The 24,796-nt window shown below is 69.0% G+C and carries 23 protein-coding genes and 1 riboswitch; of the genes, 14 read left to right on the forward strand and 9 right to left on the reverse strand.

The window, feature by feature from the left end; translation table 11 throughout:
- Positions 1–45: 45 nt before the first annotated feature.
- Both ACLJQ7_RS11230 and ACLJQ7_RS11235 read left to right on the forward strand, forming a co-directional pair.
- The gene (locus ACLJQ7_RS11230) at positions 46–444 is read left to right on the forward strand and encodes a winged helix-turn-helix transcriptional regulator (protein ID WP_410648117.1); all 399 of its coding nucleotides are present in this window, start codon (positions 46–48) and stop codon (positions 442–444) included.
- Positions 445–539: 95 nt separating this feature from the next.
- On the forward strand, positions 540–2,057 hold the full coding sequence (locus ACLJQ7_RS11235; protein ID WP_410648118.1) for an alkaline phosphatase family protein: 1,518 nt from the start codon (positions 540–542) through the stop codon (positions 2,055–2,057).
- 387 nt (positions 2,058–2,444) lie between these two features.
- On the opposite strand, the gene thiD is transcribed toward ACLJQ7_RS11235, so the two are convergent.
- Together thiD and thiC are read right to left on the reverse strand one after the other, a co-directional pair.
- On the reverse strand, positions 2,445–3,260 hold the full coding sequence (gene thiD / locus ACLJQ7_RS11240; RefSeq protein WP_410648119.1) for a bifunctional hydroxymethylpyrimidine kinase/phosphomethylpyrimidine kinase: 816 nt from the start codon (positions 3,258–3,260) through the stop codon (positions 2,445–2,447).
- Positions 3,257–4,900, reverse strand: a complete 1,644-nt coding sequence (thiC, locus tag ACLJQ7_RS11245) for a phosphomethylpyrimidine synthase ThiC (protein WP_410648120.1) — start codon at positions 4,898–4,900, stop codon at positions 3,257–3,259. Before thiC ends, thiD begins: the two co-directional genes overlap by 4 nt.
- Positions 4,894–5,027: riboswitch (TPP riboswitch) on the reverse strand. It overlaps the preceding gene by 7 nt.
- A gap of 352 nt (positions 5,028–5,379) precedes the next feature.
- Here thiC and ACLJQ7_RS11250 point away from each other — a divergent pair.
- Positions 5,380–7,548 (forward strand): glycoside hydrolase family 15 protein, encoded by a 2,169-nt coding sequence (locus ACLJQ7_RS11250; RefSeq protein WP_410648121.1) that lies wholly within the window; start codon positions 5,380–5,382, stop codon positions 7,546–7,548.
- An 87-nt stretch (positions 7,549–7,635) separates the two neighbouring features.
- Here the strand turns inward: ACLJQ7_RS11250 and ACLJQ7_RS11255 are convergent, their stop codons facing one another.
- A complete protein-coding gene (locus ACLJQ7_RS11255; RefSeq protein WP_410648122.1) occupies positions 7,636–8,202 on the reverse strand; it encodes a peptide deformylase in 567 nt (188 codons plus the stop codon).
- Positions 8,203–8,360: 158 nt separating this feature from the next.
- Here ACLJQ7_RS11255 and ACLJQ7_RS11260 point away from each other — a divergent pair, with 158 nt between their 5' ends.
- Positions 8,361–8,672, forward strand: a complete 312-nt coding sequence (locus ACLJQ7_RS11260) for a DUF3263 domain-containing protein (protein ID WP_005160574.1) — start codon at positions 8,361–8,363, stop codon at positions 8,670–8,672.
- On the forward strand, positions 8,669–9,334 hold the full coding sequence (locus ACLJQ7_RS11265) for a LytR C-terminal domain-containing protein (protein ID WP_410648123.1): 666 nt from the start codon (positions 8,669–8,671) through the stop codon (positions 9,332–9,334). Before ACLJQ7_RS11260 ends, ACLJQ7_RS11265 begins: the two co-directional genes overlap by 4 nt.
- 54 nt (positions 9,335–9,388) lie before the next feature.
- Here the strand turns inward: ACLJQ7_RS11265 and ACLJQ7_RS11270 are convergent, their stop codons facing one another.
- From ACLJQ7_RS11270 to ACLJQ7_RS11285, 4 genes are all read right to left on the reverse strand, one after another.
- On the reverse strand, positions 9,389–11,668 hold the full coding sequence (locus ACLJQ7_RS11270; protein WP_410648124.1) for an AAA family ATPase: 2,280 nt from the start codon (positions 11,666–11,668) through the stop codon (positions 9,389–9,391).
- 231 nt (positions 11,669–11,899) lie between these two features.
- Positions 11,900–12,874, reverse strand: coding sequence for a CDP-diacylglycerol--serine O-phosphatidyltransferase (pssA, locus tag ACLJQ7_RS11275; protein WP_410648125.1), 975 nt, complete (start codon positions 12,872–12,874; stop codon positions 11,900–11,902).
- Between the two features lie 3 nt (positions 12,875–12,877).
- Positions 12,878–13,606, reverse strand: a complete 729-nt coding sequence (locus ACLJQ7_RS11280) for a phosphatidylserine decarboxylase (protein ID WP_410648126.1) — start codon at positions 13,604–13,606, stop codon at positions 12,878–12,880.
- Between the two features lie 478 nt (positions 13,607–14,084).
- Positions 14,085–14,366: a GlsB/YeaQ/YmgE family stress response membrane protein gene (locus tag ACLJQ7_RS11285; RefSeq protein ID WP_410648127.1), complete on the reverse strand. Its 282-nt coding sequence runs from the start codon at positions 14,364–14,366 to the stop codon at positions 14,085–14,087.
- 210 nt (positions 14,367–14,576) lie between these two features.
- Here ACLJQ7_RS11285 and ACLJQ7_RS11290 point away from each other — a divergent pair, with 210 nt between their 5' ends.
- On the forward strand, positions 14,577–15,140 hold the full coding sequence (locus ACLJQ7_RS11290) for an ArsR/SmtB family transcription factor (protein ID WP_410648128.1): 564 nt from the start codon (positions 14,577–14,579) through the stop codon (positions 15,138–15,140).
- On the forward strand, positions 15,137–16,381 hold the full coding sequence (locus tag ACLJQ7_RS11295; protein WP_410648129.1) for an MFS transporter: 1,245 nt from the start codon (positions 15,137–15,139) through the stop codon (positions 16,379–16,381). Before ACLJQ7_RS11290 ends, ACLJQ7_RS11295 begins: the two co-directional genes overlap by 4 nt.
- 15 nt (positions 16,382–16,396) lie before the next feature.
- Here ACLJQ7_RS11295 and glp read toward each other — a convergent pair whose 3' ends face one another.
- On the reverse strand, positions 16,397–17,590 hold the full coding sequence (glp, locus tag ACLJQ7_RS11300) for a gephyrin-like molybdotransferase Glp (protein WP_410648131.1): 1,194 nt from the start codon (positions 17,588–17,590) through the stop codon (positions 16,397–16,399).
- 74 nt (positions 17,591–17,664) lie between these two features.
- Here glp and ACLJQ7_RS11305 point away from each other — a divergent pair, with 74 nt between their 5' ends.
- The 5 genes from ACLJQ7_RS11305 to groL all read left to right on the forward strand — a co-directional run bounded on the left by ACLJQ7_RS11305 (position 17,665) and on the right by groL (position 22,653).
- Complete coding sequence (locus ACLJQ7_RS11305; protein ID WP_410648132.1) at positions 17,665–18,342, forward strand: TIGR00266 family protein; 678 nt, start codon at positions 17,665–17,667, stop codon at positions 18,340–18,342.
- A gap of 4 nt (positions 18,343–18,346) precedes the next feature.
- A complete protein-coding gene (locus ACLJQ7_RS11310; protein ID WP_410648133.1) occupies positions 18,347–18,970 on the forward strand; it encodes an AIM24 family protein in 624 nt (207 codons plus the stop codon).
- Positions 18,971–19,084: 114 nt separating this feature from the next.
- Positions 19,085–19,291, forward strand: a complete 207-nt coding sequence (locus ACLJQ7_RS11315; protein ID WP_005164266.1) for a cold-shock protein — start codon at positions 19,085–19,087, stop codon at positions 19,289–19,291.
- A gap of 56 nt (positions 19,292–19,347) precedes the next feature.
- Entirely contained in the window at positions 19,348–20,775 is a 1,428-nt protein-coding gene (locus ACLJQ7_RS11320) for a serine/threonine-protein kinase (RefSeq protein WP_410648134.1), read from the forward strand.
- A gap of 249 nt (positions 20,776–21,024) precedes the next feature.
- Positions 21,025–22,653 carry a chaperonin GroEL gene (groL, locus tag ACLJQ7_RS11325; RefSeq protein ID WP_034308290.1) on the forward strand — a complete coding sequence of 543 codons (1,629 nt, stop codon included), beginning with the start codon at positions 21,025–21,027 and terminating at the stop codon, positions 22,651–22,653.
- A 261-nt stretch (positions 22,654–22,914) separates the two neighbouring features.
- Here groL and ACLJQ7_RS11330 read toward each other — a convergent pair whose 3' ends face one another.
- Positions 22,915–23,139 carry a PspC domain-containing protein gene (locus tag ACLJQ7_RS11330; RefSeq protein WP_126730366.1) on the reverse strand — a complete coding sequence of 75 codons (225 nt, stop codon included), beginning with the start codon at positions 23,137–23,139 and terminating at the stop codon, positions 22,915–22,917.
- A gap of 144 nt (positions 23,140–23,283) precedes the next feature.
- Here ACLJQ7_RS11330 and ACLJQ7_RS11335 point away from each other — a divergent pair, with 144 nt between their 5' ends.
- Both ACLJQ7_RS11335 and ACLJQ7_RS11340 read left to right on the forward strand, forming a co-directional pair.
- Entirely contained in the window at positions 23,284–24,078 is a 795-nt protein-coding gene (locus tag ACLJQ7_RS11335) for a transporter substrate-binding domain-containing protein (RefSeq protein WP_410648135.1), read from the forward strand.
- Positions 24,079–24,156: 78 nt separating this feature from the next.
- Positions 24,157–24,747, forward strand: a complete 591-nt coding sequence (locus tag ACLJQ7_RS11340) for a hypothetical protein (protein ID WP_410648136.1) — start codon at positions 24,157–24,159, stop codon at positions 24,745–24,747.
- The last annotated feature ends 49 nt before the right edge of the window (positions 24,748–24,796 follow it).

Genomic DNA, 24,796 nt, shown 5'->3' on the forward strand with positions numbered 1-24,796 from the left:
GGTCTCTTTTCGCCAGAAGGCACTTAAAGGTAAACTAGGTACCTGATGGAAACCACCTGTGAAGTGCCGGAATCCCCGTGGGACATCTACCTGCGGAACTGCCCGTGCCGAGACGTCCTCGATCTGCTCGCCAACAAGTGGACCGCGCTGGTGCTCGGCGCGCTGTCGCGGCGGCCGCACCGGTTCGGGGAACTGCGCCGCGCCGTCGGCGGGATCAGCCAGAAGATGCTGACGCAGAACCTGCGCGCCTTCGAACGCGACGGCCTGGTCACGCGCACGGTCTTCCCGACCACGCCGCCGACCGTCGAGTACGCGCTGACCGAACGCGGCGCGAGCGCGGGCACGCTGCTCATGGCGGTCAGCGAATGGTCGGTCGCCAACTTCGACGGGATCCTCGAGTCGCGGAAGGCGTACGACTCGCGGGTGCTGGAGCCCGTCGGCTGAAGTCCGCCGCGGCGGCACGCGGACTTCATCGGGAAGACAGTTCGGCGCATTAACTTGACGACCAATTGGTTCGAAAAAGTTATCCGGAGGCTTTCGTGCGCAGAACGCTTTCCCTCCTGTCGGTTTTGGTGGCCGTCACCGGGCTGACGTCCGGTGTCGCCGTCGCCGCGGCCAAAACGCCCAAGGTGCTGGTCATCGGCCTGGACGGCGCCCGGTTCGACAAGCTGATGGCCGCCGACACCCCGAACGTCCACGCGCTGGTGGAGCGCGGCTACGCCTCGCGCAGCTCGCTGTACGGCAGCGGGATGGCGCCGACGGTTAGCGGTCCCGGCTGGTCCACGATCCTCACCGGCGTCTGGCCGGACAAACACAAGGTGAAGGACAACTCCTTCACCGGCAACGACCTCGCCTCGCATCCGAGCTGGCTCGCCCGCGCCGAAACCGCGAACCCGGCGCTGGACACCTACGCGGCCGTCGACTGGACGCCGATCAGCGATCGGATCCTGCGTACCGGCCAGGACCGCAAGTTCGTCCTGAACGGCGACAGCGCCGGCTACGAGAAGACCGACGAGCAGGTCGCCGTCGACGCGGAGAAGCATCTGAAACAGGACAAGGCCGACGCCTCGTTCGTCTACTTCGGACAGACGGACATCGCGGGCCACGACCACGGCGCGGATTCCCCGCAGTACGAAGCCAGCTTGCGCACCGACGACGCGCTGATCGGCCGCCTGCTCGCCGCCGTCGACGCCCGCGCGGGCCGCGCGAACGAAGACTGGCTGATCATGATCTCCTCGGACCACGGTCACACGCCCTCGGGCGGTCACGGCGGCGACACCCCCGAGGAACGGATGACGTTCGTGATCGCCGCCGGTGGCGCGGTCCCGGCCGGAACCCCTGCCGTGGCACCGAAGATCGTCGACATCGCGCCGACGGTGCTGCGGCACCTCGGCGTCGCGGCTCCGGCGGTCTACGACGGCTACGCGCTCGGCGCCGCGCCTTCGGACGTCTTCGACTCGGCCGTTCTGAAGGCCCGGCAGGACGAAACCGGTGTCCCGGCAGGGGTCCTCGGCTGGACGCACGACGCGCCGGGCGGCTGGAGCGTGCGCAACGCGTCCGGCATGCCCGCCGGTGTGACGGAATGGCAGGGCTGGTCCTTCACCACCGACGACTTCTGGACCCGCACCGCTCCCGGCCAGCAGCGCGAGGCGAACGCCCGGGCGCGTGGCGTGTTCGCGGTCGCGGATCCGGACGAGTGGGACGACAAGGGCTCGCCCTCTTCGCGCGGCACCTTCGACTCTTCTCTGGTGTCGCCCTCGCTCGACATTTCCGGCAAGTCCACTGTGGACGTCTCGTTCGTTTCGCACTACCGGCAGGACGGGACGCAGCGGGGTGCGCTGACGGCGTCGTTCGACGGTGGTGCCGAGCAGAACGTGCTGGCCTACGGGCCGGAATCCGGTACGGCGAACCGGGGCGGTGACGTGCTTTCGGTGCCGACGTCGGCCTCGGTCAAGGTGCCTGCGGGGGCTCGGTCGGTGAAGCTGACCTGGCGGCTCTACGCGGCGGGGAACAACTGGTACTGGGCCGTGGACGCTCCTCGGTTCAGTGTCAGGTAAGGCCTCCAGGGTGTGAGGCCGGCAACTCGAGATAGCGCAGACCTGGTTCTGAACGCTGACAGGGCGGGCAAATACCACAAGCGTCCACAAAGGACATTTTCTGACACCTGAATGTCCAACGCGGGGGTCGTGAGTGGCAAAGAGGGTTAGAGCGACCCGAAACACTCACGACCCCCTGGCAAAGACGCGCAAATCGCCCGAATCGGGCAGCGCCTCCTCGATCTGAGTCCCTTGTGGACAGTCCAGATCCAGTCTCTTGGCTGAGCCCGCTCCTGCGGGCCCGTCACGATATGCATCCCATGGCAGTGGCGCAGACCAGCAGCTATGCGACTTTGCCGGGGCCCTGCCCTTCAGGGTTCACGGACCTGCGGCCAAAGCCGCCAACGCTTACCGCAGCTTCCAGAACGGCGACACGGGCCCCACCCCGGCCCCCAGCGGATACGACTCCGCCACACACCGCTCGATGAACCGTTTCCCCTCGGCGACGGCCGTCGGCACATCGGCCCCCTTCGCCAGCGAAGACGTGATCGCCGAAGCCATCGTGTCCCCGCCGCCGTGGGTGTTCCGCGTGTCGAAGCGCGGGCCGCTCAGCTCGACCCAGGACTCGCCGTCGGACAACAGGTCCACACAGTCCTGAGCCGCGTCGAGATGCCCGCCTTTCACCAGCACCCACTCCGAACCGAACTCCAGCAACGCTTCCGCCGCTTCCCGCTGAGTCGACGGCCCGGTCACGGAAACGCCGGTCAGCAGCCGTACCTCGTCCAGGTTCGGCGTGATCAGCGTGGCGCGCGGGAAGAGCTCGGTGCGGATCGCCTCCAGCGCCTCCTCGCGCAGCAACGCGTGCCCGGTCATCGAAGCGGCGACGGGATCCACGACGAACGGCGTGGCCGAGGAGCGTCCGATGTGGACTTCGTCGAGGGTCTTCGCGACGGCGTTGATGATCTCGGCCGTCGCGAGCATGCCGGTCTTCGCCGCGTCGACGCCCATGTCCGTGGCGACGGCCTTGATCTGCCCGGTGACGACGTCGACCGGGATCTCGCTGAACCCCTGCACGCCCAGCGAGTTCTGCACGGTGACCGCGGTGAGCGCGACCATCCCGTGCACCCCGTTGGCGAAGAAGGTGCGCAGGTCGGCCTGGATGCCCGCACCACCACCGGAATCCGATCCGGCGATGGTGAGGGCGGTCCGGGGAGTCTCCGTCACTGATTGACCACCGGGAGGTAAACCTTGCTGCCCTGCTCGGCGAACTCGTTCGACTTCTCCTCCATGCCTGCCTCGATGGCCTCCACAGTGGACAGTCCGTGCTCCTCGGCGTACTTGCGGACGTCCTGGGTGATGCGCATCGAGCAGAACTTCGGCCCGCACATCGAACAGAAGTGTGCCGTCTTCGCCGGTTCCGCGGGCAGCGTCTCGTCGTGGTACGCGCGGGCGGTGTCCGGGTCCAGAGACAGGTTGAACTGGTCGTTCCAGCGGAATTCGAAGCGGGCCTTGGAAAGCTCGTCGTCCCACTCCTGCGCGTACTGGTGCCCCTTGGCGAGGTCGGCGGCGTGCGCGGCGATCTTGTAGGTGATGACGCCGGTCTTCACGTCGTCGCGGTTCGGCAGGCCGAGGTGCTCCTTCGGCGTGACGTAGCAGAGCATCGCCGTGCCGTACCAGCCGATCTGCGCCGCGCCGATGGCCGAGGTGATGTGGTCGTACGCCGGCGCGATGTCGGTCGCGAGCGGGCCGAGGGTGTAGAACGGCGCCTCGCCGGTCAGCTTCTCCTCGAGTTCGACGTTCTCCTTGATCTTGTGCATCGGCACGTGGCCGGGGCCCTCGATCATCACCTGGACGTCGTGTTCGCGGGCGATGTGCGTGAGCTCGCCGAGGGTCTCCAGTTCGGCGAACTGCGCGCGGTCGTTGGCGTCGGCGATCGAACCCGGCCGCAGGCCGTCACCGAGGGAGAACGTGACGTCGTACTCGCGCAGGATCTCGCAGAGTTCGGCGAAATTGGTGTACAGGAACGATTCCTTGTGGTGCGCGAGGCACCACGCCGCCATGATCGAGCCACCGCGCGAGACGATGCCGGTGACCCGGCGCGCGGTCAGCGGGATGTAGCGCAGCAGCACACCGGCGTGCACGGTGACGTAGTCGACACCCTGCTCGCACTGCTCGATGATGGTGTCGCGGTAGACCTCCCACGACAGCTTTTCCGGCTCCCCGTTGACCTTTTCCAGTGCCTGGTAGATCGGCACGGTGCCGACCGGCACCGGCGAGTTGCGGACGATCCACTCGCGCGTCTCGTGGATCCGCTTGCCGGTGGAGAGGTCCATGATCGTGTCGGCGCCCCAGCGGGTGGCCCACACCATCTTGTCGACCTCCTCCTCGACGGAGGACCAGACGGCCGAGTTGCCCATGTTGGCGTTGATCTTCACCAGGAACTTCTTGCCGATGATCATCGGCTCGGTCTCCGGGTGCTTGCGGTTGGCGGGGATCACCGCGCGACCGCGCGCGACCTCGTCCCGCACGAATTCCGGCGAGCAGCGCTCGCGTGCCGCGACGTACTCCATCTCGCGGGTGATGACGCCCTGTTTCGCCCAGCCGAGCTGGGTGTTGTGCTCACGACCGTCGGCCCAGCCGGCGCGCAGCCGATGGAGTCCACTGTGGACATCGATCTGCGCGTCGTCGTCGGTGTACGGGCCGGAGGTGTCGTAAACGTCGAAATGCTCGCCGTTCGAAAGATCGATCCGCCGCGTGGGGACCCGGAGGCCGGATTCCGTCTGGTGGTAGACCTTCCGGGAACCGGTGATCGGCCCGGTGGTCACGGTCGGCGTGATGCCCTGGGCATTCTCAAGCGTCGTCAACGACGTTCACTCCCTACGCCGGCATTACCCGGTCAGGTTCATGCGGTCGGCGGCGCCGGGTCTTCCAGAAAAAAGACTCCAGCCGCCCTCTCAGCCCGCCATGGCGCGAGCTCCCGCGGTTGTTTGGTTGTGCCCCGACCATGCCACGCCGGGGCGCGGACAATCAACCCTCGACGGCGACGGTCACTGGAGAAGCCGACCAGGACACCGCCGGACGTGCGCTCCAGCCACAGCTTGACGCGATCGCGGCGCGGCCCCTCACCCAGGCGTGTGACCAGCAAGGCGAGCGGCGAATACCAGACGATGTCGGCACGTTCGGCGTTCCCCGATCGCCGGGGACAAGGGCTGCCACGAGCGGCGCGATCTTCGGGCCGACATGTCGACAGCGTTAGCGGTTCACCGGTTTGGAGCATGTGCGCGCCGGGGATTCACGACAGAATCCCGGGGGTTCTGCACCGTTACAGAAGTCTGGGGTGGATATGCGAAAACTCGTGTTGCCGGCACTGGCAGGCGTGCTGATCGCGGGGCTGGTCCCGGCGGTGGCCGCGGCACAGGGCGGTGAGGCGCCCGGAGCGCCCGGCGCGCATCCGAGCTGGCTCCCGGCGGACAAGACCGGCTTCGGTACCGCCCGCGAACGGGCGAGCAATGTCTGGTTCACCCTCCAGGGTGGCCGGATGTCCGAGGTCTACTACCCGGATCTGTCCACGCCGAGCGTTCGCGCGCTCGACCTCGTCGTCACCGACGGGACGAGTTTCGCGACGGTCGATTCCTCGGCCAAGGCGCAGCAGGTGCGACGCACCGGTGGCCTCACCTACGAGCAGACGATCACCGACGATCGGCGCCGCTGGAAGCTCCGCAAGACCTACGTCACCGACCCGGCGCGTACGAGCGTGCTGATCGACGTCGACTTCGTTTCGCTGACCGGCCGCCCGTACCAGGTGTACGCGGTCGCGGATCCCGATCTCACGAACGAAGGATCCGACGACTCAGCACGCACCGACGGGGTGAACGCGGTCGCTTCCGACGCGAAGACGGCTGCCGCGCTGGCCGCGGAACCGGCGTTCTCGCGCAGCTCCGTGGGTTACGCGGGCGCCTCCGACGGCATCACGCAGCTGACGAAATCCTTCGCTCTGAAGGCTTACGCGACCGCGGCCAAGGGCAACGTGCTGATCACCGGGCAGACCTCCGCCGACGGCGTCCGCTCACGGGACTTCACGCTTTCGCTCGGCATGGGCGCGAAGGACTCCGCCGCGCTCGCCAACGCGAAAGCCTCCCTGCGGCGCGGATTCTCCGACGCCGCCCGTGCGTACGACCGCGGCTGGAAGCAGTACCTCCGCCAGGTGAAGGACGCGCCGTCGTCGCTCAAGACCAAGCAGGAACGGGACCTCTACCAGGCGTCGGTGCTCATGCTCGCGGCGAGCGAGGACAAGATCCACCAAGGGGCGCTCATCGCGTCGCCGAGTATGCCGTGGCGATTCGGGAACAACGACCCGGAATGGTCGCCGTCGGGCACCTATCACCTGGTCTGGCCGCGCGACCTCTACCAGATCGCGACCGGTCTGCTCGCCGCCGGCGACCGCGACGCCGCCAACCGGTCGGTCGACTACATGTTCGGCACGCAGCAGCTGCCGGACGGGCATCTGCCGCAGAACAGCCACGTCGACGGCACGCCGTACTGGACGTCCATCCAGCTCGACGAGACCGCGCTGCCGATCGTGCTCGCGCAGCAGCTCGGCCGTACCGACGCCAAGACTTGGCGGGGTGTGCGCAAGGCGGCGGAATTCCTGGTGTCCTACAAGGCGGACAACGGGCACGCGTCGCCCTACAGCCAGCAGGAACGCTGGGAAGAACAGGACGGCTACTCGCCTTCGACGATCGCCGCGGTGATCGCCGGACTCGTCTGCGCGGCCGACATCGCCAAGGCGAACGGCGCCGCCGCCGACGCGAAGCGCTACCTCGACACCGCCGACGCGTTCAAGGCGAAACTCACCCAGTGGACCGTGACCACGAACGGCCCGCTGTCGAAGGACCCGTACTTCGTCCGGCTGACCAAGGACGGCAACGCGAACAACGGCACGAAGTACAACCTCGGCAACTCCAGTGTGACCATGGACCAGCGTGCCGTGACCGACGCGGGATTCCTCGAACTGGTGAGGCTGGGCATCTACCGCGCCGACGATCCGGTGATCAGGAACAGCGTCAAGGTCACCGACGCCGACATCGCCTTCACCACCCCGGCGGGACAGTTCTGGCACCGGTACACGAAGGACGGCTACGGCGAGAAGGCCGACGGCTCACCGTGGGACTACACGTTCCCGGCCGAAAGCCGGACCACTTTCGGGCGACTGTGGCCGCTGCTGGCGGGTGAACGCGGCGAGTACGACCTCGCCAACGGTGACCGCGGTACGGCCGCGAAGCGCCTTCGCGACCTGGGGCGCGTCAGCAGCTCCGGGGACACGATGCCGGAGCAGGTTTGGGACGAGAACGCGCCATCGGGGCAACCCGGCTTCCCGGCGGGCACTCCGACCGCGTCCGCGACGCCGCTGGCCTGGACGCACGCGCAGTATCTGCGGCTCGCGTGGTCGGTGCAGGCGGGGAAGGTGATCGAGCAGCCGCGGGTGGTGCGGTGCCACTTCCTGGGCTGCTGATCCTCGCTCGCTAGTGCAATGAAGGGGCCTTTCATCGCAAAATTTGCGATGAAAGGCCCCTTCATTGCACGGGAGCGGGTGAGCGGATCAGTCGTCCGAGGGCTGAGGCTCCGGCAGCCACAAATTGCCCGGAACGCCCCATTTGTTCGCCTTGAGCATCTTCTTCGCCGCACGGGCGTGGCGCCCGACCAGCCGGTCGAGGTAGATGAAGCCGTTCAGGTGATCGGTCTCGTGCTGCAGGCAGCGCGCGAAGTAACCGGTCCCTTCGACCTCGATCGGATTACCGTCGACGTCGAAGCCGGTCACCTTCGCCCACGAAGCGCGACCGGTCGGGTACGACTCGCCGGGTGCGGACAGGCAACCTTCCCAGTCGTCGTCCGGATCCGGCATGGTCTCCGGGATCTCCGACGTCTCGAGCTTCGGGTTCACCACGACGCCCTTGTGGCGCGTGCCCTCGTCGTCGGGGCAGTCGTAGACGAACACGCGCAGGTCGAGGCCGATCTGGTTGGCCGCGAGGCCCACCCCTTCGGCGGCGTACATGGTCTCGAACATGTCGTCGATGAGCGTGCGCAGCTTGTCGTCGAACTCGGTGATCTCCCGAGTCGGGTTGTGCAGCACGGGCTCGCCGGCGATCACGATGGGATGGACGGTCACGCGCGCAGTTTAGTCGGACCCTTCTGGTAGACCCTTACCCATGACGCGCCGACGTCGTTAGCGAGGCCGGTCGCCGCATCCGTGGTCTAATGGCGCCGCGGAATGACAAGCCTGTGGTTTCACGCCCGCCGAGCACTGACCTGATTGCGAGGAGTCGGATGGACGCCGCGGAGTCGATGGCTGAGCCCGACCAGCCGTCCCCGTCGGAGACCGTGAACGGCCTCAGCGAGCGCGAGCTCGACATGCTCGCGTTCGAACGTCAGTGGTGGAAGTACGCCGGCGCGAAGGAACAGGCCATCCGCGAACGCTTCTCTATGTCGTCGACGCGCTACTACCAGTTGCTGAATCGGCTGCTTGAGAAGACCGAAGCCATGCAGGCCGATCCGATGCTGGTGAAGCGCCTGCGAAAGACGCGAGCGGCCCGGCAGCGCAATCGCGCGGCCCGGCGACTGGGGATCGATCTCTCATGAGTCTGTTTTCGGGTCTGTCCCGGCCGATGAAGGCCGCCGGACTGGCCTTGGTCGGTGTCGCCGTGGTCGCCGCCGTGATCGGCGGGATCACCTTGGCCGGCGGAGGCGGTGACTCGGACACCGCGACGCCGCCCGGTAGCACGCCCACGTCCTCTGAAGGCGCGCCGCAGCCTTCGTCTCCGGCGCCGGGTTCGCCCTCCGCCAGCACGCCACCCGCGTCCTCGGCGCCGCCGTCGAGCGCGCCCGCGAGTTCCGCGCCGCCGGCGAGCCAGCCCGGGCAGACGGGCCAGCCCGGTCCGGGCCAGCCCGGTCCGGGGCAGCCCGGTCCGGGTCAGCCCGGCGGTGATCAGCAGGCGTCGCACAAGTGGGTGACGGTGCGCGTCTACAACAACAGCACGATCCAGGGCCTCGCCGAGCAGGCCGCGAAGGATTTCCGCGCCTCCGGCTGGAACGTCTCCGAGGTCAAGGGCTATCCCGGCAGGCTCCCCGAGACCGTGGCCTACTACCGGCCGGGCACCGACGAGGAAGCGGCCGCGAAGGCGCTGGCACTGGAGTTCGGTTTCCGTGCCGAGCCGAGGTTCAAGGAGATCGAGAACGTCGGCCCCGGTGTGATCGTCATCCTCACCAAGGACTACAAGACCAACGACAAGGACGGCTCCTAGCCGATCCGTGAAAGGGCCCTCTTCCTCGCGAGGAAGAGGGCCCTTTCACGGACTTCAGACCTGGGTCTGCGCGTAGGCCTCCAGCGCCGTGAGCTGCGCCGGGTCGAGCGACGGACGCACGGCCCTGGCCGCCTTCGCCAGATGGTCGGCGGTGACCTCCTTGGCCTCCAGCGATTCGCGCATCGCGGTCAGCGCGGCCTCCCGGATCAGCGCCGCGCAGTCCGCCGCCGAATAACCGTCCAAAGTGGCCGCATACGCCGCGAGGTCCACATCGGACGCGAGCGGCGTGTTCTTGGCGCTGGCGGCCAAAATCGCCTCGCGCGCGTGCGCGTCCGGCGGCGGGACGTAGACGCGGCGCTCCAGCCGCCCCGGCCGCAGCAGGGCCGGGTCGACCAGTTCCGGCCGGTTCGTCGCACCGAGGACGACGACCTCGCGCATCGGCTCGACCCCGTCCAATTCGGTCAGCAGGGCCGCGACGACGCGGTCCGACACGCCGGAGTCCGAGGACTGGCCGCGGCGTGGGGCGAGCGCGTCGATCTCGTCGAGGAAGATCAGCGAAGGCGCGGCCTCGGCGGCGCGGCGGAAGAGTTCCCGCACCGCGCGTTCGGACTCGCCGACCCATTTGTCCATCAGCTCGGCGCCCTTGACCGCGAAGACGTTCAACGCGCCGGTGCCCGCGAGGGCGCGGACCAGGAACGTCTTGCCACCACCGGGCGGCCCGTACAGGAGCACGCCGCGCGGCGGGTCGACGCCGAGACGGGCGAACGAGTCCGGGTAGCGCAGCGGCCACAGCACCGCCTCGGTGAGCGACTGCTTGACGTCGGTCATGTTCCCGACGTCGTCCAGGGTCAGCCCGCCGGTCGCCAGATTGTCCGAAGTGGACATCGAAATGGGGCGGACGGTGGTCAGCGCGTCGAGCAGGTCCTGCTGGGAGATCCGGGGTTCGTCGGCGTCGCGTTGCCGCAGCGCGGCGCGGAGGGCGGCGTCGCGGCGGAGCGCGATGAGGTCCGCGGCCACGAAGCCGGGGGTGCGCTCGGCGATCGGTCCGACGTCGACGCCGGGCTCCAGCGGAGCCTCGCGCAGGAGCACACGCAACAGTTCCGTGCGGGTCTTCGAGTCCGGGAGCGGCAGGCCGAGTTCGCGGTCGAGCAGGTCGGCGGCACGCAGCCGCGGATCGGTGGACTCGGCTCGCCCAGTGGTGGCGACGAGGGCGAAACCCTTGTTGCGCAAGGCTTTGCGCAGGTCGTCGAGGACCACCGTCGCGAGCGGCGGCGGCTGGGCCGCGGGCAGCAGCGCGTCGATGTCGGTGATCAGCAGGACGGCGGGGTCTTCGTCGTGGGTCGCCTGCTCGATCGCCTCACGCAGGCGGGCCGCGGCGACGTTCGGTTCGAGGACGGCGATGTTCGGCGCCGCGAGCGACACCACCCGCACCTTCTCGGCCTGCGCCACGGCGCGGACCAGCGTCGCCTTCCCGACGCCTTCCGGCCCGGACAGAAGGACCCCGAGATGCGCCGACGTGCCGAGTTTCGCCAGCAGCTCCGGCCGGTGGAACGCCAGGTCGAACCATTCGGCGAGCTTGCGCGCGGCCGCTTCGGAACCGGCGAGGTCCGACAACGGCGGCACGGATTCCTCGGCCACCTCGTCGATCCGCTCGTCTTCGACGATCTCGGCGTCGATGAAATCCTCGTGCGGTGTGGCGGGCGTGCTGCGCACCAGCGTCGTCCCGGCGCGGGCCGGAGCGGCGGCGGGCGCGGCCTCGCCGGTGCGGGCGCCGTCCCGCCAGCTGACCACAGTGGACGGTCCGACGGCGACCGGCCCCGACGGCTCGGTGGCCGTGACGGTGAGCAGTTCGTTCGTCCATGTCATGCCGATGGCGCGGGACAACTGGCCGCGGACCGCGGAGACGTCGGAGCCCGGCGCGGGCGCGAGATCCTGGGGGAGCAGGGAAACGGCGTCGCCGACGGTCAGGACCTTGCCGATGAGGGCGAGCCGCAGGGTGTGCGGGGAGAGCGACACGCTCGCCATCCGCGAACCCGACACGGTGACCGTCTTCGCGGCCGACACCTCCGCCGGCGCGACGACGACCTCCGCTCCTTCGGTCACGCCGAGGTTCGACATCGTGACGTCGTCGAGGAGGATCACCCCCGGGATCCCCTCCGTGTCCGACGGGGCGGCCAGCGCCGAACTGACGCGCGCGCCGGTGACGCGGACGGCGTCCCAGGCCATCAGGCCGAGCGCGTCGAGGACTTCGGGGTGCAGCCGGACGACGCCGCGGCGGGAGTCCAGGGCGGATGGGGTGTGCCGGACGGTCAGCGTGATCTGGGGTGCGCTCACCCCGTCACCCTATCCAGCCGCCGCGCGCCCAGCCGTCGCCGCGCGGCGCTTGAGTGCATCAAAGGGCCTCTATGCGCACAAGCCGTCAGTCCCCAGGTTGTCCACAGGGTCACCCACTTGTGGACAACTCCCGCCTCCGACCCCCGTTTCCCCAGGTCCCGTCGGACACCCCCGATACGCTGGGCGCGGGGCCGTCCCCCAAGGGACGGGCGGGGGGTGGGGTGAGGCGGGTCAGCGCTTTCGGAGGCCGATCCGGCGCCATGAGCGGCGTCGCGGGCCTCGGCCGTTGTCGCGGTCCTTGTCGGTGCTGATGGTGCGCGGAGTGCGCGCGACGTGCTGTTCGCCCCGCTGGAGCCGGACGCGCTGAGCGGCCCCGGCCACCACCCGCCGCAGCGGCGGGCGGCGCAGACCCAGACGGCGGCGGCTCGAAGAACGCCGGATCGCGCGCCGTTCCCGCGGCGGCGCCATCCACGCTTCGGGATGTTTCGCCAGCCAGCGTTGCCGGTAGACCGAGTACGGGATGTGCGCCAGGTACAGGATCAGCGCGATCGCCAGCGCCACCAGCGGGAACTGGATGATCGCGGCGGCCAGCAGACCCACCCCGACCAGCAGCGGAGCGATCGCCTTGGGCGGCGCCTTCACCGTCTTCAGCGACAGCGTCGGGATCCGGCTGATCAGCAACGCGGCGACGGCGATCGTCCACACCCACACCACGTACTGGTGCGACCACCAGCCCTGCCCGAACTGCAGCTCCAGGATCAGCGGCAGCATCGCCAGCAGACCACCGGCGGGCGCGGGCACACCGACGAAGAACTCGCCCGCGTACGGCGGCTGCTCGGTGTCCTCGATCAGCGTGTTGAACCGCGCCAGCCGCAGGATCATGCAGACCGCGAAGATCAGCGAAGCGACCCAGCCGATCCGCTCGCCCTCCGCGTGCCAGACGTACAGCACCAGCGCGGGCGCGACACCGAACGAGATCCCGTCGGACAGCGAGTCGAGCTCCTGCCCCATTTTCGACGTCGCGTCCAGCAGCCGCGCGATCCGGCCGTCGAGACTGTCGAGCACCGCGGCGATCCCGATCGACGCGATCGCCATCGGATAGTTGCCGATCAGCGCGAACTGCACCGACGACAGACCGGCGCACAGGGCGAGCACCGTGATGGCGTTCGGCAGCAGCCGCACGCCGGGAGTGGTCACGCGGACCATGGATCAGCCTTCCGGGCGCGGCGCCGTGGGCAGCTCGGCGATCGGCGTCTCGCCGCCGATCGTGCGCTGGCCCTTCGAGACGAGCACCTTGCTGCCCGGCGGCAGGTACAGGTCGACTCGCGAGCCGAAGCGGATGATGCCGTACGTCGCACCGACGCCGACCTTGTCACCCTCGCGGATCTCACAGAGGATGCGCCGGGCCACCAGCCCGGCGATCTGCACCACGACGAGCTCATGGCCGTCTTCGGTGCGCATGAGCACGGAGTTGCGCTCGTTGTCCTCGCTCGCCTTGTCCAGGTCCGCGGACAGGAACTTCCCCGGCCGGTACGCGACCCGCTCGATCACACCCGACGCCGGGATCCGCTGGACGTGCACGTCGAACACCGACAGGAACACGCTCACCCGCATCCGCGGTTCGGCGGGCAGCCCCAGCTCGGGCGGCGGCACGGCCTCCTCGATCAACGAGACCAGACCGTCCGCCGACGCGACCGCGAGGCCGGACCGGGCGGGCGGGACGCGCTTCGGCTCACGGAAGAACGCGGCCGTGGCGGCCGTCGCGAGCGCGCCGACGACGCCCAGGCGCTTGGAGAACCTCCGCAGCACCAGCGTCGCGGCGATACCGCCGAACACGAACGGCCTGCCGGCCGGGTGCATCGGCGGGACGGTCTCGCGGGCGAGCTTCACGGCGTGCGCGAGGGGATTGCCAGTGGCTTCCGGCCGGTTGCCGCTCATTGGTCGGGTTCACCGCAGTTCGTGTCGGGGGGTCGGGACAGGAAGAGCCTCCACGCTACCGCCCTGTCCGAAGACGGGCCGTGGCCTCCCCCGGAAGGGTTTCCCCGGCCCGGGTGGGAGGGGCCACATCCCGGTAACGGAAGGTCGAAATACGCGATAACTCTAGGTAGTTGACGCCGATAGCCGACCTCGAAGGACCCGTGAATGCCCGCCAGCCCGGACCCCGCAGGCGAGCGACTCGCCGAGCTGTTCCGCGCCTGGAAGAGGGACATTTCGGCGGCGCCGATGCCTCCGCTCGTCGATCCCGTCCGCGCCGCCTCGGTCATCGCCGAGGCACGCGCGTCCGGACGCATATGCCCCCCGACGGCACATGCGACCGGACGCGGCCACTGGAACTGAGCGAAACTCCCACTCTAGTTCGCCAGGCGCCCGTGATCACCCGTCGCGAGAGAACCGTTACCAACGGTTACTCCATCGGTCATCGGCGAGAGGAGTCGCTCCGCCTGGAGCCGCGCACGAGCCGCAGCAGGGCGAGCAGCAGGATCGAACCGAGAATGGCGACGCCGAAGCTGGGGAAGTCGAACTCGAAGGCCCGCTCGGTGCCGGTGGCGAGGCGGTAGACGAAACCGCCGAGCGCCGCGCCCAGCACACCGATCAGGATGCTGAACAGGCAGCCGCCCCGCCGGTCCGGGCCGCCGACCACGACGTTGGCCAGCCACCCGGCGATGGCGCCGAACACGATCCACGAGAAGAAACCCATGCCGTCGAGATTACGTGGACGGCGTGGGCCCGCCCGGTGGCGCGCTGCGGTGTGACTGATGGTTCTGCCGGGGCTCAAGGTGATGTTCCGAGTGGGTGAGGGGAACTTTGAGGGACTCTGGGTCCCTCAAGGGGGCCTTCACGGCACGGCGGCCGAAATTCGCACAAGGGGGATTGTGCAAGAGATCTTGTACAACTACTGTTGTGCGTTATGGTCGACCGTGAGGTACATGAAGTCCACGATTCGAAGGTGCTCGCCGCGATGTCGCATCCGTTGCGGCGCCGCCTGCTCGACGTCCTCCGCCTCGACGGCCCGTGCACGGCGTCCGTGCTCGCCGAGCGGACCGGGCAGGCGGTCGGGAACGTCAGTCACCACCTGAAGGTGCTGGCCGCCAGCGATCTCGTCGAGGAAGCACCGGAACTCGCCCGCGACCGCCGTGAGCGCTGGTGGCGCCGCGTCGGCTACGCGGTTTCCTGGTCCCCGTCGGACTTCCCCGACGACCCGGTCGCGGCCGCCGCCGAATCCCTCGCCCTCGAACGTCAGGTTTCCATGGCGCGCCAATGGTTCGCCGAACGCGAGACCTACCCGGAGGAGTGGCATCGCGCCGCCTTCGCCACCGACAGCTGGGCGAAGATGTCGGTCGCCGAACTGGCCGAACTCGAACAAAAGGTCCACGAGCTGATCAAGTCCTACAGCGGCCGTGAGATCCCGGACGACGGCCAGGAGCGCCGCCCCGTCTTCATCGCCACCCGCGCCGTCCCGGCCCGCCCGTGACCACCCGCGAACGCGGCGGATTGCTGCGCTCCCGGGATTTCCGGCTCCTGTGGACGGGCGAGACGACCAGCGTGCTCGGCAGTTCCATCGCCGTCGTCGCGCTGCCGCTCGTCGCGGTGGTCACCCTGCAGGCAAGCACGTTCGCGGTCGGGCTGCTGACCGCGGCCGCCTGGCTGCCGTGGCTGCTGATCGGCCTGCCCGCCGGCGCCTGGGTCGACCGGCGGCCGAAACGCCCGGTCATGCTGGTGTGCAACAGCCTCTCCCTGCTGGTGTTCCTGAGCGTCCCGGTCGCCGCGTGGACGGGCCTGCTCACGATGACCCAGCTGATCGTCGTCGCCTTGGCGGGCGGCGTCGCGAAGGTGTTCTTCAACGTCGCGTACCGCGCGTACTTGCCTTCGCTGGTCGAGAAGGACCAACTCCAGGAAGCCAACGAAAAGCTGCAGGGCAGCGAATCCGCCGCGCAGATCGGCGGCCCCGGACTGGCCGGGCTGCTGGCGCAGGGGTTCGGCGCCGTCGCCGGAGTGCTCGCCGACGCCATCAGCTTCGGGATCTCCGCGCTGTGCCTGCGATCCATCCGTCACCGAGAGCCCGAACGTCCGGCGAAGACGCGGTCACGGCTGCGGGACGAGATCCGCGACGGCCTCGCTTTCGTCGTCCACGACCCGTATCTGCGTGTCCTGGCGGTCTTCGGCGCGATCTCGAACGTCGCGCTCATGGGCTACCAATCGATCGAGGTCGTCTTCCTCGTCCGCGACCTCGGCGTGGGAGCGGGCGCCACCGGCCTCGTGCTCGCGCTCGCCGGCGCGGGCGGCGTCATCGGCGCCGCGCTCTCGGGCAAACTCGCCGCGCGGATCGGCACCGCTCGTGCCTTCGTGCTCTGCGAGGCCTTCGGTGCGCTGATGATGCTGCTCGGCCCGCTCGCGAACGGCGGCTGGGGGCTCGCGTTCTTCGTCGCCGCCGGGTTCTCGCTCAGCGCCGGCGTCGTCGGTTCGAACGTCCTCAACGCCACCTTCAAGCAGCGGTACGTCCCGGCGTCGATGTTCGGCCGGGTCACCGCGAGCATGTCCGTGCTCAGCTTCGGCGCGATCGCGCTCGGCGGCCTGCTCGGCGGGATCCTCGGCGAGACCGCCGGCGTGCGGCAGACGCTCGGGCTGATGGCCGGGCTCGAGGTCGTCGCCGTCTTCGCGCTGCTGTTCACGCCGATCGGCCGGTGCCGCGACTTCCCCTCGGATCGCGTTTAGCCCGCTGAACGCAGGTCAGAGCAGCAGGACGTCCACCTCGTCGCCCTGCTCGGCCGAGTCCACGTCCTCCGGCAGCACGATCAGGCAATTCGCCTGCGTGAACGACGCCAGCAGATGCGAGCCCGGCCCGCCGCGCGGACCGACGATCCCGGTGACCTCGCCTTCGGAATGCGTGTAGAAGCCCCGCCGGAACTGGCGCCGCCCGGCGGGGGAGGTCATCGACTCGGTCAGCCGGGCCCGCACCTGCTGCCGGTCGACGCCCGCGTGCCCCATCGCCGCGAGCAACGCGGGCCGCAGGAACGCTTCGAAGGAGACGAGCACGCTCACCGGATTGCCCGGCAGTGTCACCACCGGCACGCCGTTCCAGCGTCCGCAGCCCTGCGGCCCGCCCGGCTGCATCGCGACCTTCCGGAACTCCACACCCTGTCCGGTCAGCGCGTCCTTCACCACTTCGTACGCGCCGGCGCTGACCCCGCCCGAGGTCACCAGCAGATCCGCGTCCGCCAGCCGAGGCTCGATCACCGAACGGAACTCGTCCACGTCGTCGACGACACTGCGCACGACCTCGGCCTCGCAGCCGAGCGCGCGGATCGCCGACGCCAGCATGATGCTGTTCGACTCGTAGATCTGCCCGTGCCGCAAGGGTTCCGGCGCGTCGACGAGTTCGGTCCCGGTGGACACGACGAGCACCTTCAACGGCCTGAACACGGGAACCTCGGCGAGTCCGACGGCCGCCGCGAGGCCCAGTTGCGCCGGGCCGAGCACGGTCCCGGCGGGAAGGGCCACCGTGCCCTCGACGACGTCTTCGCCCCGGCGCCGGATATGCGCGCCCGGGACGGCTGTCCTGAGAATTCGGACGTCCGTCACGCCACCGTCCGTGTGCTCCACCATCACCACCGCGTCGGCGCCGGGCGGCAACGGGGCGCCGGTCATGATCCGGTGCGCGGTGCCCGGCTCCAGCTTCGTGATGTCGACCCGGCCGGCGGGGATGTCTTCGGCGACCGGAAGCGTCACCGGCGCGTCGGCGATGTCGGCCGCGCGGACGGCGTAACCGTCCATCGCCGAGTTGTCGAACGGCGGCAGCGAAACCCCCGCGCGCACGTCCTCGGCCAGGACGAGCCCGGCGGCGGAAGCGAGCGGAAGGCGGATGACAGGGGCGTTTCCGAGCAGGCCGGTGACGGTCTCACGGTGGGCGTCGACGGAGATCACGCCGACCATCCTCCTCGGTCGGAGGACGCATGCAAGACTCTGCGCGTCACAACCACCACCGGGGAGAAGAAGACATGCAGGTTCAGATCCGTCACCAGCCCTCGTTCGCGGTGGCGAGGCTCATGCTCGCCCCGGGTGAACCGGCGCAGGTCGAGTCGGGCGCGATGATGGCGACGAGCTACGGCGTGCAGGTCCAGTCCCAGGCACAGGGCGGCATCATGAAGGGCCTCGGCCGCGCCTTCCTCTCCGGCGAGTCGTTCTTCATCTCCACCTACACCGCCCCGCAGAACGGCGGCTGGGTCGACGTCGCCGCGAACCTGCCGGGCGACCTGCAGATCATCAACCTCGACGGCCGCACCGGCTGGTGCGTCACCCGCGGCTCGTGGCTCGCGTCGTCGCACGGCGTGCAGACCGAGACCAAATGGGGCGGGCTCAAGAACCTCGTCGGCGGCGAGGGCGGCTTCCTGACCCACGCGACGGGACAGGGCCCGCTGGTCGTGGCCTGCTACGGCGCGCTGGAGACGGTGACCCTGCAGCAGGGCGAGGTGATCACCATCGACACCGGGCACGTCGTCGCGTTCGCCGACACCCTGCAGTACCAGATCCGCAAGGTCGCCACCGGCGTCATCCAGTCGATGAAGAGCGGTGAGGGCCTCGTCTTCGACTTCGCCGGTCCTGGCCAGCTGCTCACCCAGACCCGCAACCCGTCAGCCCTGTCCGCCTGGGTGATCGCCCAGGTTCCCTCCCGCTGAGCCCATGCGGGTCCAGACGAGACACACCCCGAACTTCGGGGTCGCACGAGTGTTGTTGTCCCCCGGCGAGGCCGTCCAGGCCGCCGGGGACACCTTGCTGGCCAGCAGTTTCGGCATCACCGAAACCGTTCCCTCCCGAGGTGGTTCGCGGGCGGGCAAGGGCACGCCGTCGGTGTTCAGCGCGCCGGAAGGCGGCGGTTGGATCGACTTCGCGCCGCTGGCGGCCGGCGACGTCTACCCGCTGGAATTCACCGGTGGAAGCGGCTGGTGCGTGAGCCGGGACGCGATCCTCGCCCGGCCGTCGACCGTCCGGCACGATGCCGGCTGGGCGCCGCTGCAGACACTCTTCGGGTCCGACTCCGGATTCCTGGAGCACTACAGCGGGACCGGGCCGCTCGTGCTGGCCGCGCAAGGACCGGTCGACGCCTTCGAACTCACCGCGGGGGAACTCGTCACCGTCCGGCCGGACTTCCTGCTGGCCTACCCGGACACCGTGCAGTGCCGTCTCCGCGCGATCGACCCGTCCGGACCGCAGTCGCTCCGCACCGGCGAAGGGCTCGCTTTGGACTTCGCGGGACCAGGACGCGTCCTCGTGCAAGCGCGCAATAGGCGGCTTTCGCGCGGATGACCTTCGGACGAATTGAGCATTGCCGACGCCGGTGATTCGGGTAGCGTGAACTGCACTCGAAACCGCCGGCCGGGGCAGAGAAGGCCGACGGATCCTGTGCTGAGGGAGAGCGCCGTGGCAGTCGGCACCGTCAAGTGGTTCAACTCGGAAAAGGGCTACGGATTCATCGAATCCACCGAAGGGCCCGATGTCTTCGTCCACTACTCGGCCATTCAGGCCGACGGATTCCGGACGCTCGACGAGGGTGACCGCGTGGAATTCGAAGTCCAGTCCGGCCGTGACGGGCGGAGTCAGGCCGCGGACGTCCGCAAGGTCTCCTGACGAGACTTCGGCCGACCCCCGGCGGCCCCGGGAACTGGCGCGTTAGGCTGCGCTGCGTGACAGGCGATGAGTCGGGGGACCTGACCGGTCGCCGGCTGGGCAACTACCGCATCGACGGGGTGCTCGGCAAGGGCGGCATGAGCGTGACCTACAAGGCCACGGACGTGCGGCTCGGACGCAAGGTGGCACTGAAGGTCATCGGTGATCACCTCGGGGCCGACGCCGAGTTCCGCGAACGCTTCGTCGACGAGGCGCGGAACACGTCCGCGATCGACCATGCCAACGTCGTGCCCTTGTACGACTTCGGCGAGCTCGAAGGCATGCTCTACATCGCCATGCGGATGGTCGACGGCGGCGACCTCGCCGGGCTGATCTCCGGCGGCCCGATCGCCCCCGTCCGCGCGCTGAACATGCTCGACCAGGTCGCCGACGCGCTCGACACCCTGCACAACCGGGGTCTCGTGCACCTCGACGTCAAACCGGCGAACGTCCTGGTCACCAGCAAGGAGACCTCGCGCGAGCACGTCTACGTCGCCGACTTCGGCCTGACCCGCCGCGGCGCCACCGGGCACCGGACCCGCGGCGGCGACTTCCTCGGCTCGCCGACGTACGCGGCCCCCGAGCACCTGCGCGGCGAGCCGCTCGACGGCCGCACCGACCAGTACGCGCTCACCTGCGTCCTCTACGCCTGCCTGACCGGCAGCCCGCCCTTCAAGGGCGACGTGCAGACGGTCATCAAGGGACACCTGAACGGTGAGCCCCCGGCCATCTCGCGGATCGTCGGCCTGCCCGCCGGGATCGACGAGGTCGTCCGGAAGGGAATGGCGAAGAATCCCGCCGATCGCTACCCCAACTGTGTTGAGATGATCGCGGCCGCCAGGCGCGCGCTCGGTCCGCTCGCGACTTCGAACGAGCCTCCCGGCCCGCCCGGGGCCGCGGCGTCGGTCCAGCAGGCGCCACGGCAGAACACGCCGCCACAGGGAGAGGGGGGCCCCGTGCACCCGTACGGAGGACAGCAGCCCGGCTACGGCCAGCAGGGACCGGGACCGCAAGGGCCCCCGCCCCAGCAGGGTCCGCCGCCCGGTTACGGCCCGCCGCCGCAGCAAGGCGGCTACCAACAGGGCGGTTTCCAGCAGGGTCCGCCTCCGGGTTACGGCCCGCCGCCGCAGCAAGGCGGTTTCCAGCAGGGTGGCTACCAGCAGGGTCCGCCCCCGGGTTACGGCCCGCCGCCGCAGCAGGGCGGTTTCCAGCAGCAGCCCAAGAAGGGCGGCGGCGCCAAGTGGATCTGGATCGTCGTCGGCGCGCTCGTGGTCGCGGGCGCGGTCGTCGCCGCGATCTTCGTCTTCGGTGATTCGAGCAGCGGCAACGGCCCGCAGACCACCGCGCCGAACATCCCGGTCGGCCCCGGCGGCTCGCAGTCGCAGGCCCCCGGATCCTCGCTGAAGCCGCCGCCGTCGTCGATCTCCATCAAGCCGAGCAACTGAATACCACCGCGCTGACCTGCGGTTCTTGCACTCTCCCCTGGGGAGTGCTAAACACGACATTGGCACTCGACGCCGTCGAGTGCCAGGCAGAGCGGTCACCGATCGCTCGCCTGAAGGTCGGGACGGTGAGGCCGCACCCTTGATCGGGTGGGTCGTCCGTCGCGGGCACCGAGCCTGGCCGAGGAAGAGTCCTGCCGCCGCGCTGTAGTAGGCGTGCGGCGGCGCCCAATACCGGAGGACCACACCGCAATGGCCAAACTGATCGCGTTCGACGAGGACGCCCGCCGCGGTCTTGAGCGCGGCTTGAACACCCTCGCCGAAGCCGTCAAGGTGACCCTCGGCCCGCGGGGCCGGAACGTCGTGCTCGAAAAGAAGTGGGGCGCGCCGACGATCACCAACGACGGTGTCTCCATCGCCAAGGAGATCGAGCTCGAGGACCCGTGGGAGAAGATCGGGGCCGAGCTCGTCAAGGAAGTTGCCAAGAAGACCGACGACGTCGCGGGTGACGGCACCACCACCGCCACCGTGCTCGCCCAGGCTCTCGTCCGCGAGGGTCTGCGCAACGTCGCCGCCGGGGCCGACCCGATCAGCCTGAAGCGCGGCATCGAGGCGGCCGTCGAGGCCATCACCGAGCAGCTGCACAAGATGGCCGTCCAGATCGAGACCAAGGAGCAGATCGCCGCCACCGCGTCGATCTCCGCCGCGGACCGCACCATCGGCGAGCTCATCGCCGAGGCGCTGGACAAGGTCGGCAAGGAAGGCGTCGTCACCGTCGAGGAGAGCAACACCTTCGGGCTCGAGCTCGAGCTCACCGAGGGTATGCGCTTCGACAAGGGCTACATCTCCGGTTACTTCGTGACCGACCCGGAGCGTCAGGAAGCCGAGCTCGAGGACCCGTACGTCCTCCTCTTCGGTTCCAAGATCTCCACCGTCAAGGACGTCCTGCCGCTGCTGGAGAAGGTCATCCAGTCCGGCAAGCCGCTGCTGATCATCGCCGAGGACGTCGAGGGCGAGGCCCTGGCCACCCTCATCGTCAACAAGATGCGCGGCACCTTCAAGTCCGTCGCCGTCAAGGCCCCGGGCTTCGGTGACCGCCGCAAGGCGATCCTGCAGGACATCGCGATCCTGACCGGTGGCCAGGTCATCTCCGAGGACGTCGGCCTCAAGCTGGAGAACGCGGACCTTTCCCTGCTGGGCAAGGCGCGCAAGGCCGTCATCACCAAGGACGAGACCACTATCGTCGAGGGTGCGGGCGACGCCGACCAGATCCAGGGTCGCGTCAACCAGATCCGTGCCGAGATCGACAACTCGGACTCGGACTACGACCGCGAGAAGCTCCAGGAGCGTCTGGCGAAGCTGGCCGGCGGCGTGGCCGTCATCAAGGCCGGTGCCGCCACCGAGGTCGAGCTGAAGGAGCGCAAGCACCGCATCGAGGACGCGGTGCGCAACGCCAAGGCCGCCGTCGAAGAGGGCATCGTCGCCGGTGGTGGCGTCGCTCTCATCCAGGCCGCCGAGGCAGCCTTCGCCGGTCTGAAGCTCGAGGGCGACGAGGCCACTGGTGCCAACATCGTCAAGGTCGCCGTCGAGGCGCCGCTCAAGCAGATCGCGATCAACGCCGGCCTCGAAGGCGGCGTCGTGGCGGAGAAGGTCAAGTCCCTCCCGCAGGGTCACGGCCTCAACGCCGCCACCGGTGTCTACGAGGACCTGCTCGCCGCCGGCGTGCCGGACCCCACGAAGGTCACCCGCTCCGCGCTGCAGAACGCCGCTTCCATCGCGGCGCTGTTCCTGACCACCGAAGCCGTCGTGGCGGACAAGCCGGAGAAGGCCTCGGCCGCTCCCGCCGACCCGTCCGGTGGCATGGGCGGCATGGACTTCTGAGTTCGAGCCGGTAGCACCACCGGAAAGCCCGGACGCGCCTCGCGCGTCCGGGCTTTTCTTCGTCCCGTTCGCGGAACTCGCGTGAACCGTGGGTCATACGCCCCGAGACACGCGTGTTACGGCTTCAATCACGCGAGTAACGGCTCCGATCACGTGTGATCCGGCGAAAGGAAAGCCCCGGGCATCCCCATGCCCGGGCCTTTCTTCTGTCCCCCTGCCCCTGACGGGCGTCGTGCCCCCTGCGCGCGACGCCCGCCCCGATCAGGATTCGCCAGGCTGTTCCGGAGTCAGAAGCCACGCGGCGGCGTAGAGCGGGATCGCGAATCCGGCGGTGAAGAAGACACCCGCCACGAGGGCGATGCGCAGGATCGCGGCGTCGACGCCGAGGTAGGCGGCCCAGCCGCCGGCGACGCCCGCGACCATCTTGTCGGTGCGGCTGCGGTAGAGCTTCTTGGTGGCCTGGGGGGTGTACACGCTGTTCGTCATGGCTCAATATTCGCTCCGGAACGACCCTCGGCACATCGGGGAACGGCCCCGACCCGACCCTGGAATCCGACCCTGAGGGGCCGGAAAACCAGATGCTCCACGCAAGTGATGCGTCTCGGCGTCCAGGGCGTGGAAAATGCCTGGATGACGATCAAGGCGAAGGTACTTACGTTCGGGGTCGCGGTGCTGACCGTGCTGGGAATCGGCACGGCCGGCGCCGCGCCCGAAGGTCATGACGCGCGGAGCAGGCTCGACGTCGTTCAGGCTCGCGGCGAAATCCGCGTATGTTCGACGGGCGACTATCGCCCGTTCACCCATCGGGACACGGCGGGCGCGTGGAGCGGGATCGACATCGACCTCGCGGGCGACCTCGCGAAGCGGCTCGGCGTCCGGCTCCGACTGGTTCAGACCACATGGAAGAAGATCGCCGACGACGTCGGGCGTGAATGCGATCTGGCGATGGGTGGTGTGTCGGTGACCTTGGACCGCGCGAAGAAGGGGTTCTACACCGCTCCCTATCTTCGTGACGGCAAGACGCCGATCACCTTGTGCGAGAACGAAAAGCGGTTCCAGACCCTGGAGCAGATCGACCAGCCGGGTGTCCGGGCGATCGTGAATCCCGGCGGTACCAACGAACAGTTCGCCGACGCCAATCTCAAGCGCGCGACCATCGTGCGGCATCCCGACAACAACACGATCTTCGCCGAGATCCTGGCGGGGCGGGCCGATCTGATGATCACCGACGCGACCGAAACCCGTTGGCAGGCAAAGCAGAATCCGCGCCTGTGCGCGGTGCGTCCCGACGAGCCGTTCACCTTCTCGGAGAAGGCGTACCTGGTACCGCGCGACGTCGTGTTCAAGGAGTGGACCGACCAGTGGTTGCATCTCGCGCTGAACGACGGCACCTACGCGCGGATCGCGAAACCCTGGCTCGGCTGAAATCGGTTTGAACCACTTCCGTTATCCGGCCGTATCCCTGGATGTGGGTGAGGAGGAACCAGACCGGAGGAAGCACCGATGATGAACAGTGCCGGGAAACACCGCAAGCGTGCGACGATCGGCATCGCGTCCGTTCTCGGGGTGGCCGCCATCGCCGCGGCGATGTTCGCGATCAGCACTCCGGACGGGCAGGCCGCGGAAAGCTGTCAGGGACTGGACACCGCCCTTCGGAACAACCTGAACTTCATCGACGGCCAGCAGGCGGATCCGGACGCGCAGTCCGCGGCGCGGATCGCGAACCGGCAGGCCGTCGTCGACCTCATCCAGCAGCGCCGCGAAGCCGCGGGATGCACCGAGGACGTCCAGGCCGATGCCATGGCCGGAGAGGCCGTCGATCAAGGAGCGGCGGCCGCCGGGGAAGGAGAAGTCGTCTGCGAGGGCTCCACGGTGACGCTGTCCGGCGAGGGCGGCGCGCCCGCCGCGTCCAGTGGCGAGTTCCCGGCGGGCACCAAGCTGAAGGTGACGAACCTGGACAACGACAAGTCCACGACCGTCGAGGTCACCGGCGTTTCCGGCAGTTGCGCGCTGCTGAACAACGCGGCCTTCGAGCAGGTCCGCGAACCCGGGAAGTTCCTGATCCGCCGGGCCGCCATCGAGCGGGTCGGCTGAGCCACGGGCCCTCCCGGACCCCTCGGCCAGGAGGGCCCGTGCTCGTTTG

The sequence above is a fragment of the Amycolatopsis sp. cmx-4-54 genome (genome assembly GCF_046548895.1).
Classification (GTDB): Bacteria; Actinomycetota; Actinomycetes; order Mycobacteriales; family Pseudonocardiaceae; genus Amycolatopsis.